The organism is Rhizobium indicum (assembly GCF_005862305.2).
In the GTDB taxonomy this organism is placed as follows: Bacteria; Pseudomonadota; Alphaproteobacteria; order Rhizobiales; family Rhizobiaceae; genus Rhizobium; species Rhizobium indicum.
The window spans coordinates 3468455-3481994 of sequence record NZ_CP054021.1; the positions used below are offsets into that span (position 1 = coordinate 3468455).

The following is a 13540-nucleotide window of genomic DNA, read 5'->3' on the forward strand; positions in this document are numbered from 1 at the left end:
CGGCACGAAAACCGCTCGTCGCAATCGTTAAAATGCAATTGTTTCTCAAAACTGGATGTTCAAGCCTTGCTGTCAGAGTGCGCTTTATGGTTTCGCATGAAGTGAGGCGACAATGACCGGTTACAATGAGCTCAAGGGAGCAGGGCAAATCCTCGTGGTCGAGGACGACCCCGTGCAGCGCCGCCTGCTCAAGAACGCAATCGAGCGTCACGGCCATGTCGTGCACCAGGCGGAAAATGGCCGCATCGGCCTGGAAATGGTCAAACGCGACAGCGGCCTTTTCAACGTCATCGTGCTCGACTTGATGATGCCGGAGATGACCGGCCTCGAATTCCTCGATGCGCTTCACGAATTCGGCACGCAGATCCCTGTCATCGTGCAGACGGGGCAGGGTGGCATCGAAACGGTGGTGCAGGCGATGCGCGCCGGCGCCTTCGATTTCGTCGTCAAGCCGGTCTCGCCCGAACGCATCGCCACTTCGATCTCGAACGCGATGAAGCTCGACCAGCGCGAGGTGAAGGCGCGGGCCGGACGCCGGTCGCGCTCAGGCTCGGTTGGCTTCGACGATATCGTCTCGGCAAGCCCGGCGATGCTCCGTGTCATCGATCTCGCCCAGCGGGCGGCTCAGTCCAACATTCCGGTCGTGCTCGAAGGCGAATCCGGCGTCGGCAAGGAACTGGTGGCGCGCGCCATCCAGTCCGGCGGCGACCGCTCGAACAAGCCCTTCGTCACGGTCAATTGCGGGGCGATCCCGCATAATCTGGTCGAAAGCATTCTCTTCGGTCACGAGAAGGGCGCGTTTACCGGCGCGACCGAGCGTCATATCGGCAAATTCATGGAAGCCGATGGCGGCACCATCTTCCTCGACGAGATCGGCGATCTGCCGCTCGAGGTGCAGGTGAAGCTTCTGCGTGCCGTGCAGCAGGGCGAGATCGAGACCGTCGGTGCCCGCACCGCGCACAAGGTCAATGTCCGGCTGATCTCGGCGACCAACAAGGATCTGATCGAGGAGGTCAAGAACGGCCATTTCCGCGAGGATCTCTACTATCGCCTCAACGTCTTCCCGATCACCATTCCGGCGCTGCGCAAACGCAAGGAAGACATTCCGCATCTGGTGCGCGTCTTTGCCGACCGCTTCTCCAGCGAGCAGAAGAACGGCCGCCGCATGACGGTGAATGCCGGCACGCTGGCTTTGCTGACCGCCTATGACTGGCCGGGTAATATCCGCCAGCTCGAAAACGCGATCTTCCGCGCGGTCGTTCTGGCCGAAGGACCTGAGTTGACCGAGGCTGATTTCCCGCAGATCGCCGCCCAGCTTCCGGAATATGACGTGGTGGATCACCTGGCACTAGTTGCCGACAATACCGGCCTCGATCCTGACAATGGCTATGGCGAGGACTTCAGGGCGTCGATGTCGGGAGAGGTGCACCACCGCCTGTCCGAGGCCTCGGAAAACGCGATCGCCAGCGTCAATCCTGCCGGAGACGTGCGCAAGCTTGCCGATGTCGAGGAGGAACTCATCCGATTCGCGCTCAAATTCTATCGCGGGCAGATGAGTCAAGTAGCGCGCAAACTTGGCATCGGCCGATCCACACTTTATCGCAAGCTCAAGGACTACGGCATAGACCCTGACAATCCCCAGAAAGATGCGGCTTAAGCGCTTTTCCTTAAGATTAAGGCAACCACGTTTTGTTACTAGTCATAAACCACTTGTTAGTGGCGCGTTCACTATGTAAAGAAAAGGTTGATCATGTGTGGCATTTTTGCCATCGTGTGACCGCATTTGACAGTCATCTGAGACAGTACGGGACATTGTCTGTCTGACGGGGATCGAGTTGCCGAATCTGAATGGGAATTCCAAGCCTTCGCGCTTGAGCTGGCGTTTGTTGTGCGCCGACATTTGCGGAAAGGCAATAAGGACGGTAGCGGCCGCCCTTCTTGCGCTCGCGGTTTCCTCACCGGTATTCGTTGGTACGCCTTCGCAGGCAGCGGGCGACACCCGCAGCCTCAAGCTCTATTTCATTCATACCGGCGAAAAAGCCGTCATCACCTACAAGCGTAACGGCAAGTTCGACCCCAAGGGTCTGGAGCAGCTGAACCGCTTCCTGCGCGATTGGCGCAAGAACCAGCCGACGAAGATGGACCCGCGCCTGTTCGACCTGATCTGGGAAGTCTATCGCCAGAGCGGTTCGAGGGATTACATCAACGTCGTCTGCGGCTTCCGCTCGCCGGGGACCAACGAGATGCTGCGCGGCCGCTCGCGCAAATCCGGCGTCGCCGAAAAGAGCCAGCATATGCTCGGCAAGGCGATGGACTTCTTCATTCCCGACGTCAAACTCGCGACGTTGCGCGGCATCGGCATGAAGATGCAGGTCGGCGGCGTCGGCTTCTATCCGAAATCGGGCTCGCCCTTCGTGCATATGGATGTCGGCGGCGTTCGCGCCTGGCCGCGCATGAGCCGCGACGAACTCGTCAGGCTTTTCCCCAACGGCAACACCATCCATATTCCGGCCGACGGCAAGCCGCTGCCGGGCTACCAGCAGGCGATGGCCGACTACAAGCGCCGCGCCAGCGGCACGCAGATTCAGATCGCCAGCGCTTCCGAATCGGCAGCGCCGAAGCACAAGACGCTGTTTGCCGCGCTCTTTGGCGGCGGAGCGGACGAGCAGGAAGACGAGTCGGATGATTCCACGCCTGTCGCCGTCGCCAAGGCGACGCCGCCTAAGGCCGAGCCTGCTCCTGCTGAGCCGCAGCAGACCGAAGTCGCCGATTTGAACGCGCCGGTGCCGCAGGTTCGCCCCGCATTCAGCAACCAGCCGGCGGCCAGCGAAGTGGCGAATGCACTCGTCGCGCCGCCTTCGGGTAATGCCGCACAGCAGGCTCTTGCGGCGGCCATTCCGGCCGATCAGGCCCAGCCGCAGCAGTTCGCCGATCTCAGCGCCTACAGCATTCCGGTTCCCTCGCTTCTCGGTCAGCGCCGCGCGCCTGGCGACGCCGAGGTTGCGTCGACCGATCCCGTGCTGACGGGCGCGAATGCGCTGCCGGTTCCGACGCCGATCGAACGCCCTTCCGTTGCCGAGAACCTTCTTGCAGCGGCCGATGCCGATCCGGAGGCAGACGCCGACGAAGCCGACCAGGACGCGCTCTCTCCTGCGGTCGCCGATGCGCTCGACCAGCAGCGGAACGAGGATGCGGAAAGGCAGATCGCGTCCAGGGCGGCGCCGCAGACGGTCGAGCAGGCCATCAACGCCGCGATGACGCAAAAGGCGGCTGCCGCAAAGCCACCGCTCGAACTCGCGGCGTTGGCGCCGATGACCAAAACGGCTAGCTTTGGCGACGGCTTCGACGAACCGGCTGTCGAAAGCGCCGTGGCGCAGGGGCTTCCCGCCAAGGGTGGTCGCCCGACACATAAGGAAGCCGCTGCAGCGGATGCCAGCCGCACGACGGTGCGCACTGAGCCGAAGCTGACGGAAAAGATGATCTCGCAGTGGGCGCTCACCAATGCCCGCCTGGAAATGGCCTCCAAGCAGGTCAAGGCGCCGCGGTTCGTCAGCCAGACGATGCGCGCCCAGCCGACCGCCGTCTATGCCGAGGGCTTCAACGTCAAGACCGCTTCGGTCGACCCGGCCCGCTTCAGCGGCACGGCTGTGAATTTCATGGAAGTGCGCAAGTTCAACACGAACTGAGCCTGCCGATTACGGAATGTCGAAACCGCCGGAGCGATCCGGCGGTTTTTCTTTTTGCTGTTTCGATGGAGCGAGATGGCCGTTCCGCCTTGCGCGCAAAAGAAAAGCCGCCGAAAGGCCCGGCGGCTTGTCGATATCGGCGATGTGGGCGGATCAGGCCTCCGGCGGCGACTCGATCATGCCGAGCGCGAGCAGGTAGGTGTCGAGGATTGCTTCCTCTTCCATGCGTTCCTGCTCGTCCTTCTTGCGCAGCGCCACGACCTTCTTCAGGATCTTGGTATCGAAGCCCATTCCCTTGGCTTCGCCATAGACGTCCTTGATGTCGTCGGCGATGGTCTTCTTTTCTTCTTCCAGCCGTTCAATGCGCTCGATGAAAGCGCGAAGCTGATCGCGGGCGACGCCATGAGCATCAGACATCGTGTTCTCCTGGTTTTTCGGTGATCAATTTTGGATGCCAGTGACTGCCGCGAAGCGACGTCACGGTCAAGCCTGTTCGCGGCCAGCCACGCTATTTGTGTGGATTGTTCAGTTCAAAAGCAGCCTTTTGCACAGGCGACGCCTCGTTCTGGTGAAGATTCTTCCAGTCCTCATAGGACATGCCATAGACCATTTCGCGCGATTCGTCCCTGGTAACCGGGACACCTTCGGCCTCGGCGGCTTCGCGATACCAGTTCGACAGGCAGTTGCGGCAGAAGCCGGCCAGATTCATCAGATCGATGTTCTGAACGTCGCTGCGCTCACGAAGATGTGCGACGAGGCGGCGGAAGGCGGCAGCTTCGAATTCGGTCTGTTGTTCCTTGCTGAGCGCGGTCATCTTGCTTCCTTTCTTTCAATAGGGGCCGGTGCGTGACAGGTGGACGTCGTATCCGTGCAAGGCGGGATCGGCATTCATCGCCACAAAGATCGGTGCCAGGCGTTCGGCCCATGCTGATATGCCGGTCTCGTCTCCGATCAGGTCCTGCCGCACCTCGAGCAGCGCATGCGGAATGCCTGTGATCATGCAATGGCGGTACATGGTATCGCCCTTCAGTGCGCCGTCATAGGGTTCGTTGTCGCCAACGGCGAGATCGGGGTCGGCGCGCAGCATGTCGAGCAGCGGGCCGACGGCGCGATGGTCGCTATCCCAGAGCACGGCGGCGTGCCACGGACGGGGAATGCCTTTCCAGGCCGGCGTGAAGGAGTGCAGCGACAGCACCAGGGGCGCCCTGCCGGTGGCATTCGCCACGCTGTCGATCGTTGCGGCGACAGCGTCGTGATAGGGGCGGTGGAAGGTTTCGATGCGGTAGTCCCACTCCTGCGGTGTGATCGGATGATTGCCTGATATGACGGCGCCGTCGGAGATCTTCATGATCAGCGTCGGATCGTCTTCGCCGCGATTCGGATCGATCAGCAGACGCGAAAAGCCGCCGAGCACGGCAGGAACGCCGAGCTTCGCCGAAAGCTGCCGAGTCAGTCCCTCGATGCCGATGTCATAGGCGATGTGGCGGGCGAAGGCCGCCTCGGGCAGTCCGAGCCGGCCATATCGCGCGGGAAGGCGGTTCATCGCGTGATCTGCGAGGATCACCATGCCTTTGTCATGTTTGCCGGATAGGATTTCGAAGGATTGGAAGTCGTCCATCAGGGAATTGCCGTTTGTCATTGCGCCGTCGGGCGCAGTGATCGCATGCACCTGCGGCAGGTTCAAGCGCGGCAGGGTGGGGAGAGGTTGAGTCGGACCCTCGACGGTGGTTATGAAAGGAAATATAATCGATTAGCATTGCGTTGACTTTCGCTTGACGGCGGCGCAAGAAGACACGGATACGAATAACCGTGGAGCTATTTGGGAGCCGTGTTGATCCAAGCCGCGCCAAGTTTCCTCACGCGGTCCGGACCGCTGGTCCGTCTCGCTCTGTTCGCTCTTGCAGCCGCCATGCCGTTTTTCATCGCAGATGCCGCACGCGCCGATTTTCGCGTCTGCAACGGAACACAGAATCTCGTCGGCGTTGCGATCGGATACCGGGCCAAGGATGGCTGGGTGACGGAGGGCTGGTGGCAGGTGCCGGCAACGACCTGCGCCACGCTGATCGAGGGAGAATTGCAGTCGCGTTATTATTACCTCTACGCAGAGGACGCCGCCCGGGGAGGACGATGGACGGGTGACGTGCAGATGTGCGTGGCGGAAAATGAATTCAAGATCTCGGGTGTGCAGGATTGTTATGCCCGCGGTTACCAGAAGATGGGATTCAAGGAATATGATACGGGCCGCCAGGGTAGCTGGATGGTTCAACTCTCCGACACCCCAGGGACGCAAGAAAGCCAGAATTGATGAAGCGTAATCGCAAAGTTAAAATCCTCGCCACCCTCGGGCCAGCCTCCTCCGAGGAATCGATGATCGAGAAGCTGCACCAGGCTGGTGCCGATGTCTTCCGCATCAATATGAGCCATGCGAGCCACGACATGATGCGTATGCTCATCCAGCGCATCCGCTCGGTCGAGGCGCGCTCCGGCCGGCCGATCGGCATTCTCGCCGACCTGCAGGGACCGAAACTGCGTGTCGGCAAGTTCGTCGACGGCAAGGTGGATCTGAAGCCCGGCCAGACCTTCACGCTCGACAACAACGAAGCCCTCGGCGACCAGAACCGCGTCTATCTGCCGCACCCCGAGATCCTGGAGTCGGTACAGCCCGGCCACCGTCTGCTGATCGATGACGGCAAGCTCGCCCTGCGCGCAGAAAAATGCGACGGCAAGAGCATCGTCACGACTGTTATTTCGGGCACGCGCATCTCCGACCGCAAGGGCGTCAGCCTTCCCGACACGCTGCTCGGCGTCGGCGCGCTGACGGACAAGGATCGCGCCGATCTCGACGCAGTGCTTGCCACCGACGATGTCGACTGGGTGGCGCTTTCCTTCGTCCAGCGTCCCGACGACCTTGCCGAAGTGCGCAAGATCGCCCGTGGCCGCGTCGGCCTGATGTCGAAGATCGAAAAGCCGCAGGCTCTCGAGCGCATCGAGGAAATTATCGAACTTTCCGATGCATTGATGGTCGCGCGCGGCGATCTCGGCGTCGAAATGCCGCTCGAATCGGTTCCCGGTATCCAGAAGCAGCTGATCCGCGCCTGCCGTCGTTCGGGCAAGCCGGTGGTCGTTGCCACGCAGATGTTGGAATCGATGATCTCCGCGCCGGTGCCGACACGCGCCGAAGTTTCCGACGTCGCGACCGCCGTCTTCGAAGGTGCGGATGCCGTCATGCTCTCGGCCGAATCGGCCTCGGGCGACTATCCCGTCGAAGCTGTCACGACGATGGCGTCGATTGCCACCGCCATCGAGCGCGAGCCGCATTATCCCGGCATCATCTATGCCCAGCGTGCCCAGCCGGAAGCGACCGGTGCCGATGCGATCTCGCTGGCCGCCCGTCAGATCGCCGAAACGCTGAAGCTGTCGGCGATCGTCTGTTACACCTCGTCGGGCACCACAGGCCTTCGTGCCTCGCGCGAGCGTCCGCAGGTGCCGATCCTGGCGCTGTCGCCGATCATCAAGACGGCGCGCCGTCTTGCCGTCGTCTGGGGCCTGCATTGCGTCGTCACCCATGACGCGACCGATCTCGACGACATGGTCAACCGCGCCTGCCGGATCGTCGCCGACGAAGGCTTCGGCAAGCCGGGCGACCGCATCATCATCTCGGCCGGTGTGCCGCTCGGCACGCCCGGCGCCACCAACATGATCCGCATCGCCTATATCGGCTCCGACGGCCAGAGCGGCGTCTGATCCGATCGCATCTCGTCGAACGCCCGCTGCCTGAAGAGGCGGCGGGCTTTTTCGTTGATGGGGCGGTATTGCCAAGGGCTGCGGTGCGTGCAAGTTTCGCTTCCCTGGGTTCGGAGGAGCATCATGGATATCGTCACGCTTCTGGCTTTTGCGGCCGTTTCCTTCGTTGGTATCGCGACTCCGGGGCCGACAGTGCTGTTGGCGCTGACCAACGGCTCTCGGCACGGTCTGCGCCGCGCAGTTGCCGGCATGATCGGCGCGGTGCTGTCCGATTTCGTGCTGATCGGCGCCGTCGCGATCGGGCTCGGTGCGCTGCTCGCTGCATCGGAATTCTGGTTCTCGATGCTGAAATGGGCGGGTGCCGCCTATCTCGCTTTTCTCGGCATCATGCTGCTGCGTTCGAAGGGCACGATCGATGCGGCGTTGAAGTCCGGAGCGCCTGCGAGTGCGACATCGCCCTTCTCGATCGGACTGAAGAGTTTCATGGTCGCGGCGACCAATCCGAAGGGCTACCTGTTCTTCTCGGCCTTCCTGCCCCAATTCATCGATCCGACCATGCCGCAGGCGACGCAATATATGCTGCTCGCCCTTGTCTTTGCCGCGCTCGATTTCCTCATCATGTTCGGCTACGCCTTCTTCGGTTCGCAGGCGGTGCGTTTCCTGAAAACCTCAGGCGCCATGTGGTTGGAGCGGGCCTGCGGTGGCGCGCTGCTGGCGCTCGCCGGCTCGCTGGCCTTCTATCGCCGGGCAACCGTTTGAGGTTAGGGTCGAGCCAGGGATAGATGGCCGACGCGATAGGCCTGCGTCTGCTCGCCGATCTCGGGAATTTCTCGCCACAGTCTGAAGCGTACCCGCGTCCAGGTCGTCGGTTCGAAGCCGGAGACGGAGGCGAGTGCGCCGCCTGTCGCCAGGTCGGCTTCGGCCGCCACGCTTTCGACGCGGCGAATGTCGGCGAGCGGTGCGTAGGGCTCGGTTTGCAGGATATCGCGTGTGGCGAACCTGGCTGCGGCGATGTCGGATGAGACTTCCGACCGCCAGACGATCCAAGTCCTCACCCGCGGCCAGCCGAAGGCACCGGTCAGTGTCTCGAAGCCCGGACCACAAAGGAAGTCGCTCGCTCCTTCCGGCTGCTGCCAGAGATAGAAGGGCGCATAGAGATTGTCGCGACTGCCGAACTCGCCCTTGCGGGCGCTGAGATAGGCTTTGAAGCCGAGATTGGGAAAGCCGTCGAGCATCGGCCCCTTGTCGCGGATGCGGCGGTCGATGATCGACATGTCGTAATCGGTGGGCAGGGTGAAGCTGTACTGCATGGCGATCATGACCGTCTCTCCACCGGCTGCAGCCATTCGACGACGCTGCCGTTTTCCGTCGGCTGGACGCTGATATAGCTGAAGGGGCTGTCATCGGCCGCGCCATGCCAGTGGCGCTCGCCGGGCGCAAACCAGACGGCATCGCCGGTACGCAATGTTTCGATCGGGCCGCCATCGTTCTGCGCCAACCCAAGCCCCGAAAGCACATAGAGCAACTGACCCCTGGGATGCGTGTGCCAACGGGTGATGGTGCCGGGATCGAGCGTCGCCCGCATCGCGGTGTTCTCGCCATCGGCGCTGCCTTCGAGCAGCATCTCGACCCAGAAGGGCGCAGTCGCGACGCCCTCCGGCGAGCGGATTGCCTTGCCGGGGCGTTTAACAGTCATGGTCTTCGGCTTCGACGCGCTCATTGCCGGCCTCCAGCCACACGAAGCCGCCAGTCTGGGTCGGTCATCTGGGCAATGCCATTGCCGAAGGACCAGTCTTCCGGTGCGCTGGTGCTGATGACGATCATCACATCCTCAGGCCGGAGGCCCGGCGATTGCGCCAGGAGATCGGCGAGCCGCCGATAGAGCGCCGCCTTCATCTCGCCGGTGCGAGGCCTGCCGATCGTGATCGAGATATAGACGAAGTCGTCCGAGCGCAGGCCGGCGAGATAGCTGCGGTCGAAGATCAATTCGTTCCCGTCATGCTGATGGATGGCCTGGAAACGATCGTTTTCGGGCACGTCGAAAGTCTCGACCAGGGCGCGCTGGATGTTGTCGGCCAGTGCCATGAGGTAGTCCGGCGACTTGCCTTTGCGAAGGGAAATGCGAACGAAGGGCATCGGAATCTCCATGGTTCAGGCCGTCGATCGGCCTTGACAGCAGAACCATCGCACGGCACGATGATGCTGAAAATCAGAATTTTATGGATCAATGATCCTGAAAATTGGGACTATATTATGCGACGGACGATTTTCGATCTCGATGTGCTTCGAACCTTTTCGACCGGCATGGAACTCGGCAACTTCGCCAAGGCGGCCGAGCGGCTTGGGCGTTCGACCTCGGCAGTGAGTGCACAGCTGAAGAAGTTGGAGGAGCAGGCGGGTACGCCGATCTTCCGTAAGGCGGGGCGCGGACTGGCGCTGACCGATGCCGGCGAGACGATGCTTGGTTATGCCAGGCGGCTGCTGGAACTCAACGACGAGGCGGCTGCCGCCGTCAACAGCGTCGAGCTGGAAGGCTGGGTGCGGCTCGGCCTGCAGGAGGATTTCGGCGAGAGCCTGCTGCCGGATGTGCTCGGTCGCTTTGCGCGCGCTCATCCGAAGGTCCGGATCGAAGCGCGGGTGGTGCGCAATGCCGAACTGCTCGAGCGCGTCACATCGGGCAAGCTCGATCTGGCGCTTGCCTGGAGTGACGGCACGCTGACGGCGCATTGCGAGCGGATCGGCGAAGTGCCGATGCGCTGGATCGGACCTTCCGAGGGGCAGCCGGCCTGGCAAGCCGCAAGCGGTGAGCCGATGCCGCTCGCTTCGCTGGAGGCGCCGTGTCTGTTACGCAGCGCCGCGACCAAGGCGCTGGATGAGGCGGGCATCTCCTGGCGGCTCGCCTTCGTCAGTCCCAGTCTCGGCGGTCTCTGGGCCGCGACGGCGGCAGGCCTCGGTCTCACCATCCGCACGCCGATCGGCCTGCCGGCGAAGGTCCGGCCGCTCGCGCCGGAGACCATCGGCTTGCCGGATTTGCCCAAGCTCGGTCTGGTCCTGCATCGGGCGGAAGCCGAACCGCAACCGGCTGCGGCCCGGCTTGCCGAGCTCGTGCTTCAGTCCGTGCAGGGTGCGCTGCGCGAGGTGTCGGCTTGACATCTCCGCATTGACCCTTCGGGCGCAAGCCTGTAGCCTCGAACCGCTATGAAGACGTTCACCCTCAATATCGCTTCGGTCTTCTTCTTGAGCCTCTAAGGCTCTGCCTTCGGGCATCAGAAGATGCGGCCGCTGACCAGCCTTTGCGGCTGGCGCGTCGCCGTGGACTGTAACCACCCTGCGTCTGGCCAAGGAAAGAGCCGGCAGGATTGGCGATAGAGAGATATGTCATGACATCAGATGTTTATCCGGCGGCACTGAGTGCTGCGCAGATCGAGCAATTCATCGAGGACGGTTTCGTCAGGATCGACGACGCTTTTCCCCGCGCATTGGCCAAGGAAGCTCGTGCCATCATGTGGCGCGACATTCCCTTCGATGCGGATGATCCAAGGACGTGGACGCAGCCTGTCGTGCGGCTTGCCGGCTATGGCGGCGGACCATTCGAGAAAGCCGTCAATACGCCGGTGTTGCATTCGGCCTTAGACCAGCTCGTCGGCAAGGGTCGCTGGGAGCCACGCAGTGGGCTTGGCAGCTTCCCGGTCCGCTTTCCCCATCCCGATGATCCCGGCGATGCCGGTTGGCATGTCGATCTGAGCTTTCCCGGCGAGGATTCCAATCCGGGTGAGCAGCGGGACTTTTCCGCCTGGCGGGTGAACATCACCTCGCACGGGCGGGCGCTGCTGATGCTCTTCCTGTTTTCGGATGTGGGGCAAGAGGATGCGCCGACCCGTATCCGCGTCGGTTCGCACAAGGATATCGCACGCCTTCTCGAGCCGGCCGGCGAGAGAGGAATGGCCCATCTCTGGCTGGAGCATGTCGGGGAAGAGCGGCCGCTGGCGTGGGCGACGGGACGGGCGGGCACGGTCTATCTGTGCCATCCGTTCCTCATCCATGCGGCGCAGATGCATCACGGCAAGCAGCCGCGCTTCATGGCGCAGCCCGGCCTTGCACCTTTCGAACCTCTTCGGCTCGAACGGGAGGACGGTGCCTATTCACCGGTCGAAATCGCAATCCGCCGGGCGCTTCAAGAGCGGTAACGAGGACAGAATGCATCCGGTTCAAAAGGCCGGGTGCATCACATCTGCAGTTCCTGCAGGGCGGCGCGTCGAATTGCCTGCGGCGGCTGACCGAAAGCGCGAAGGAAGGCGCGGCGCATGCGCTCGCGATCGGCAAAGCCGGTTTCGCGAGCAACGACATCGATCGGGTGGCGGCCCTGCTCCATCATCAGCCGGGCCGCTTCCAGCCTCAGGTTCTCGACGGCCTTCGCCGGCGATTGTCCGGTTTCCGCGCGGAAGGCGCGGCTGAACTGGCGGGGGCTGAGATGGGCGGCTTCCGCCAGCTCCTCGACCGAAAGCGTCGATTTCAGATTGCTGCGGGCGTGGGCGAGCGCCTTCTGAATCCGGTCTGATTTGGGCTCCAGCTCCAGCAGGGCGGAAAACTGCGATTGGCCGCCGGAGCGGCGATGATAGACGACGAGCTTGCGGGAAACGGCGCGCGCCACCTCGAAACCATGATCCTTCTCGACCATCGCCAAAGCCAGGTCGAGACCGGCCGTCATGCCAGCCGAGGTCCAGATGGAACCGTCGATGATGAAGATCCGGTCCTCTTCCATCTTTATCTTGGGATAGCGGCTTTGCAGCTCGCGAGAGACATACCAGTGCGTCGTGGCGCGGCGGCCGTCAAGGATGCCGGCTTCGGCAAGAAAGAAGGCGCCGGTGCAGATCGACGCCAGGCGACGTGTGACGGGCAGGGCGGCGCGGATGAAGTCGGTTTCTGCGGCATTCGGCAGCCTGATATCGGGCGCGCCCGCCACGATCAGGGTGTCGAGAGCCGGGGCGCCGAAGGCCTCCGTCTCCATCATCATGCCAAGCGAGTTGGCAATCGGCCCACCATTTTCGGAGAGGTAGCGGATCTCGTAAACCTTTTCCTCGAGTTCGAGATTGGCGAACTCGAAGGCGGAGACGGCCGCCAGGCTCATGATCTGAAAGCCGGGATAAAGCAGAAAGCCGATTTGCTGCATGATCATCGCGTCCTGAGAAAAGTATGTCCTGAAAGGTGGTATAAATGACATTCAGGACATTTACAATCAGGCGTAAGACTCTCCTCAAGCGCAAGGCATCGTGCTGGCGTATTCAAGGAGACGGATCATGACACAGGACCATAAGGGTACGGCGCTGGTGACCGGCGCATCCTCGGGCATCGGCGCAATTTATGCCCACAGGCTGGCAAAGCAGGGTTACAATCTCATCCTCGTTGCCCGCAACGGCGAGCGGCTGAAGGCGCTGGCAAGCCGGCTGACCGATGAGACCGGCCGGACGGTCGAGACTGTCGTTGCCGATCTCGGCAACCGGGCCGATCTCGGCCGCATCGAAGGGGTATTGAAGGATGACCGGAGCATCACGCTTCTGGTCAACAATGCCGGTGTCGGTGGAACGGCGCCGCTGCTTTCCGCCGATGTCGAAAAGATGCAGGAGATGATCGAGCTCAACGTCACGGCGCTGACGCGACTGACCTATGCCGCCGTGCCGGGGTTCGTCGCACGCGGCGGCGGCACGATCATCAATATTGCGTCCATCGTCGCGATCGCGCCGGAGCTGCTGAACGGCGTTTACGGCGGTACGAAAGCCTTCGTGCTCGCCTTCAGCCAGTCGCTGAAGCACGAGCTGGCGGAGGAGAACATCCGCGTGCAGGCGGTGCTGCCTGGCGCCACCGCCACGGAATTCTGGGACATCGCCGGCACGCCGGTGGAACATCTGCCGAATGAGATCGTGATGTCGGCAGAGAATATGGTCGATTCGTCGCTCGCAGGTCTTGAGCAGGGCGAATTTGCAACGATCCCCTCGCTTGAGGATGCAGGCCTGCTTGCCGCTTACGAGCAGGCGCGTCAGGCATTGATGCCGAACCTCTCACGCACCGCGCCGGCGAAACGCTACAAGGTCGCGTAATTATAAAAGATAGAA

15 protein-coding genes are annotated in these 13540 nt (G+C 62.2%); 8 read left to right on the top strand and 7 right to left on the bottom strand.

The annotated features are described in order from the left end of the window. Positions 1-112: 112 nt before the first annotated feature. Positions 113-1657 (top strand): sigma-54-dependent transcriptional regulator, encoded by a 1545-nt coding sequence (locus tag FFM53_RS16865; protein ID WP_041936462.1) that lies wholly within the window; start codon positions 113-115, stop codon positions 1655-1657. 178 nt (positions 1658-1835) lie between these two features. After that, positions 1836-3686 (top strand): peptidoglycan L,D-endopeptidase MepK, encoded by a 1851-nt coding sequence (locus FFM53_RS16870; protein WP_138390543.1) that lies wholly within the window; start codon positions 1836-1838, stop codon positions 3684-3686. 153 nt (positions 3687-3839) lie between these two features. Here the strand turns inward: FFM53_RS16870 and FFM53_RS16875 are convergent, their stop codons facing one another. The 3 genes from FFM53_RS16875 to FFM53_RS16885 form a co-directional block, all read right to left on the bottom strand. Further along, on the bottom strand, positions 3840-4103 hold the full coding sequence (locus FFM53_RS16875; RefSeq protein WP_062941535.1) for a DUF2312 domain-containing protein: 264 nt from the start codon (positions 4101-4103) through the stop codon (positions 3840-3842). 91 nt (positions 4104-4194) lie between these two features. Continuing rightward, complete coding sequence (locus FFM53_RS16880; RefSeq protein WP_003542852.1) at positions 4195-4500, bottom strand: DUF1244 domain-containing protein; 306 nt, start codon at positions 4498-4500, stop codon at positions 4195-4197. A gap of 15 nt (positions 4501-4515) precedes the next feature. Then, entirely contained in the window at positions 4516-5304 is a 789-nt protein-coding gene (locus FFM53_RS16885) for an N-formylglutamate amidohydrolase (protein WP_138390641.1), read from the bottom strand. Positions 5305-5505: 201 nt separating this feature from the next. Here FFM53_RS16885 and FFM53_RS16890 point away from each other — a divergent pair, with 201 nt between their 5' ends. The 3 genes from FFM53_RS16890 to FFM53_RS16900 all read left to right on the top strand — a co-directional run bounded on the left by FFM53_RS16890 (position 5506) and on the right by FFM53_RS16900 (position 8189). Further along, entirely contained in the window at positions 5506-5991 is a 486-nt protein-coding gene (locus tag FFM53_RS16890) for a DUF1036 domain-containing protein (protein WP_011653476.1), read from the top strand. Beyond that, entirely contained in the window at positions 5991-7430 is a 1440-nt protein-coding gene (gene pyk, locus FFM53_RS16895; protein ID WP_003542849.1) for a pyruvate kinase, read from the top strand. Before FFM53_RS16890 ends, pyk begins: the two co-directional genes overlap by 1 nt. Positions 7431-7553: 123 nt before the next feature. Further along, positions 7554-8189 carry a LysE family translocator gene (locus FFM53_RS16900; RefSeq protein ID WP_138333377.1) on the top strand — a complete coding sequence of 212 codons (636 nt, stop codon included), beginning with the start codon at positions 7554-7556 and terminating at the stop codon, positions 8187-8189. Between the two features lie 2 nt (positions 8190-8191). On the opposite strand, the gene FFM53_RS16905 is transcribed toward FFM53_RS16900, so the two are convergent. The 3 genes from FFM53_RS16905 to FFM53_RS16915 are packed head-to-tail and all read right to left on the bottom strand — an operon-like array spanning position 8192 to position 9566. Next, positions 8192-8749, bottom strand: a complete 558-nt coding sequence (locus tag FFM53_RS16905) for a DUF4865 family protein (RefSeq protein ID WP_138390542.1) — start codon at positions 8747-8749, stop codon at positions 8192-8194. After that, on the bottom strand, positions 8746-9150 hold the full coding sequence (locus tag FFM53_RS16910; RefSeq protein ID WP_138390541.1) for a cupin domain-containing protein: 405 nt from the start codon (positions 9148-9150) through the stop codon (positions 8746-8748). The genes FFM53_RS16905 and FFM53_RS16910 overlap by 4 nt, the downstream gene beginning before the upstream one ends. Next, complete coding sequence (locus tag FFM53_RS16915) at positions 9147-9566, bottom strand: tautomerase family protein (RefSeq protein ID WP_138333380.1); 420 nt, start codon at positions 9564-9566, stop codon at positions 9147-9149. Before FFM53_RS16915 ends, FFM53_RS16910 begins: the two co-directional genes overlap by 4 nt. Before the next feature lie 117 nt (positions 9567-9683). Between FFM53_RS16915 and FFM53_RS16920 the strand changes: the two genes are divergently transcribed. After that, positions 9684-10580, top strand: coding sequence for a LysR substrate-binding domain-containing protein (locus FFM53_RS16920; RefSeq protein WP_138390540.1), 897 nt, complete (start codon positions 9684-9686; stop codon positions 10578-10580). Positions 10581-10810: 230 nt separating this feature from the next. After that, entirely contained in the window at positions 10811-11617 is an 807-nt protein-coding gene (locus FFM53_RS16925; RefSeq protein ID WP_138390539.1) for a phytanoyl-CoA dioxygenase family protein, read from the top strand. A 38-nt stretch (positions 11618-11655) separates the two neighbouring features. On the opposite strand, the gene FFM53_RS16930 is transcribed toward FFM53_RS16925, so the two are convergent. Then, entirely contained in the window at positions 11656-12600 is a 945-nt protein-coding gene (locus tag FFM53_RS16930; RefSeq protein ID WP_138390538.1) for a GlxA family transcriptional regulator, read from the bottom strand. Positions 12601-12727: 127 nt separating this feature from the next. On the opposite strand from FFM53_RS16930, the gene FFM53_RS16935 reads away from it, so the two are divergent. Then, on the top strand, positions 12728-13525 hold the full coding sequence (locus tag FFM53_RS16935; protein ID WP_138390537.1) for an SDR family NAD(P)-dependent oxidoreductase: 798 nt from the start codon (positions 12728-12730) through the stop codon (positions 13523-13525). The last annotated feature ends 15 nt before the right edge of the window (positions 13526-13540 follow it).

What these genes read in the sequence shown, in the direction of transcription:
- FFM53_RS16900 (WP_138333377.1), top strand. Translation starts at nt 7,554, where the DNA reads ATGGATATCGTCACGCTTCTGGCTTTTGCGGCCGTTTCCTTCGTTGGT.
- pyk (WP_003542849.1), top strand. Translation starts at nt 5,991, where the DNA reads ATGAAGCGTAATCGCAAAGTTAAAATCCTCGCCACCCTCGGGCCAGCC.
- FFM53_RS16920 (WP_138390540.1), top strand. Translation starts at nt 9,684, where the DNA reads ATGCGACGGACGATTTTCGATCTCGATGTGCTTCGAACCTTTTCGACC.
- FFM53_RS16875 (WP_062941535.1), bottom strand. Translation starts at nt 4,103, where the DNA reads ATGTCTGATGCTCATGGCGTCGCCCGCGATCAGCTTCGCGCTTTCATC.
- FFM53_RS16865 (WP_041936462.1), top strand. Translation starts at nt 113, where the DNA reads ATGACCGGTTACAATGAGCTCAAGGGAGCAGGGCAAATCCTCGTGGTC.
- FFM53_RS16925 (WP_138390539.1), top strand. Translation starts at nt 10,811, where the DNA reads ATGACATCAGATGTTTATCCGGCGGCACTGAGTGCTGCGCAGATCGAG.
- FFM53_RS16935 (WP_138390537.1), top strand. Translation starts at nt 12,728, where the DNA reads ATGACACAGGACCATAAGGGTACGGCGCTGGTGACCGGCGCATCCTCG.
- FFM53_RS16930 (WP_138390538.1), bottom strand. Translation starts at nt 12,600, where the DNA reads ATGCAGCAAATCGGCTTTCTGCTTTATCCCGGCTTTCAGATCATGAGC.
- FFM53_RS16905 (WP_138390542.1), bottom strand. Translation starts at nt 8,749, where the DNA reads ATGATCGCCATGCAGTACAGCTTCACCCTGCCCACCGATTACGACATG.
- FFM53_RS16885 (WP_138390641.1), bottom strand. Translation starts at nt 5,304, where the DNA reads ATGGACGACTTCCAATCCTTCGAAATCCTATCCGGCAAACATGACAAA.
- FFM53_RS16880 (WP_003542852.1), bottom strand. Translation starts at nt 4,500, where the DNA reads ATGACCGCGCTCAGCAAGGAACAACAGACCGAATTCGAAGCTGCCGCC.
- FFM53_RS16910 (WP_138390541.1), bottom strand. Translation starts at nt 9,150, where the DNA reads ATGAGCGCGTCGAAGCCGAAGACCATGACTGTTAAACGCCCCGGCAAG.
- FFM53_RS16915 (WP_138333380.1), bottom strand. Translation starts at nt 9,566, where the DNA reads ATGCCCTTCGTTCGCATTTCCCTTCGCAAAGGCAAGTCGCCGGACTAC.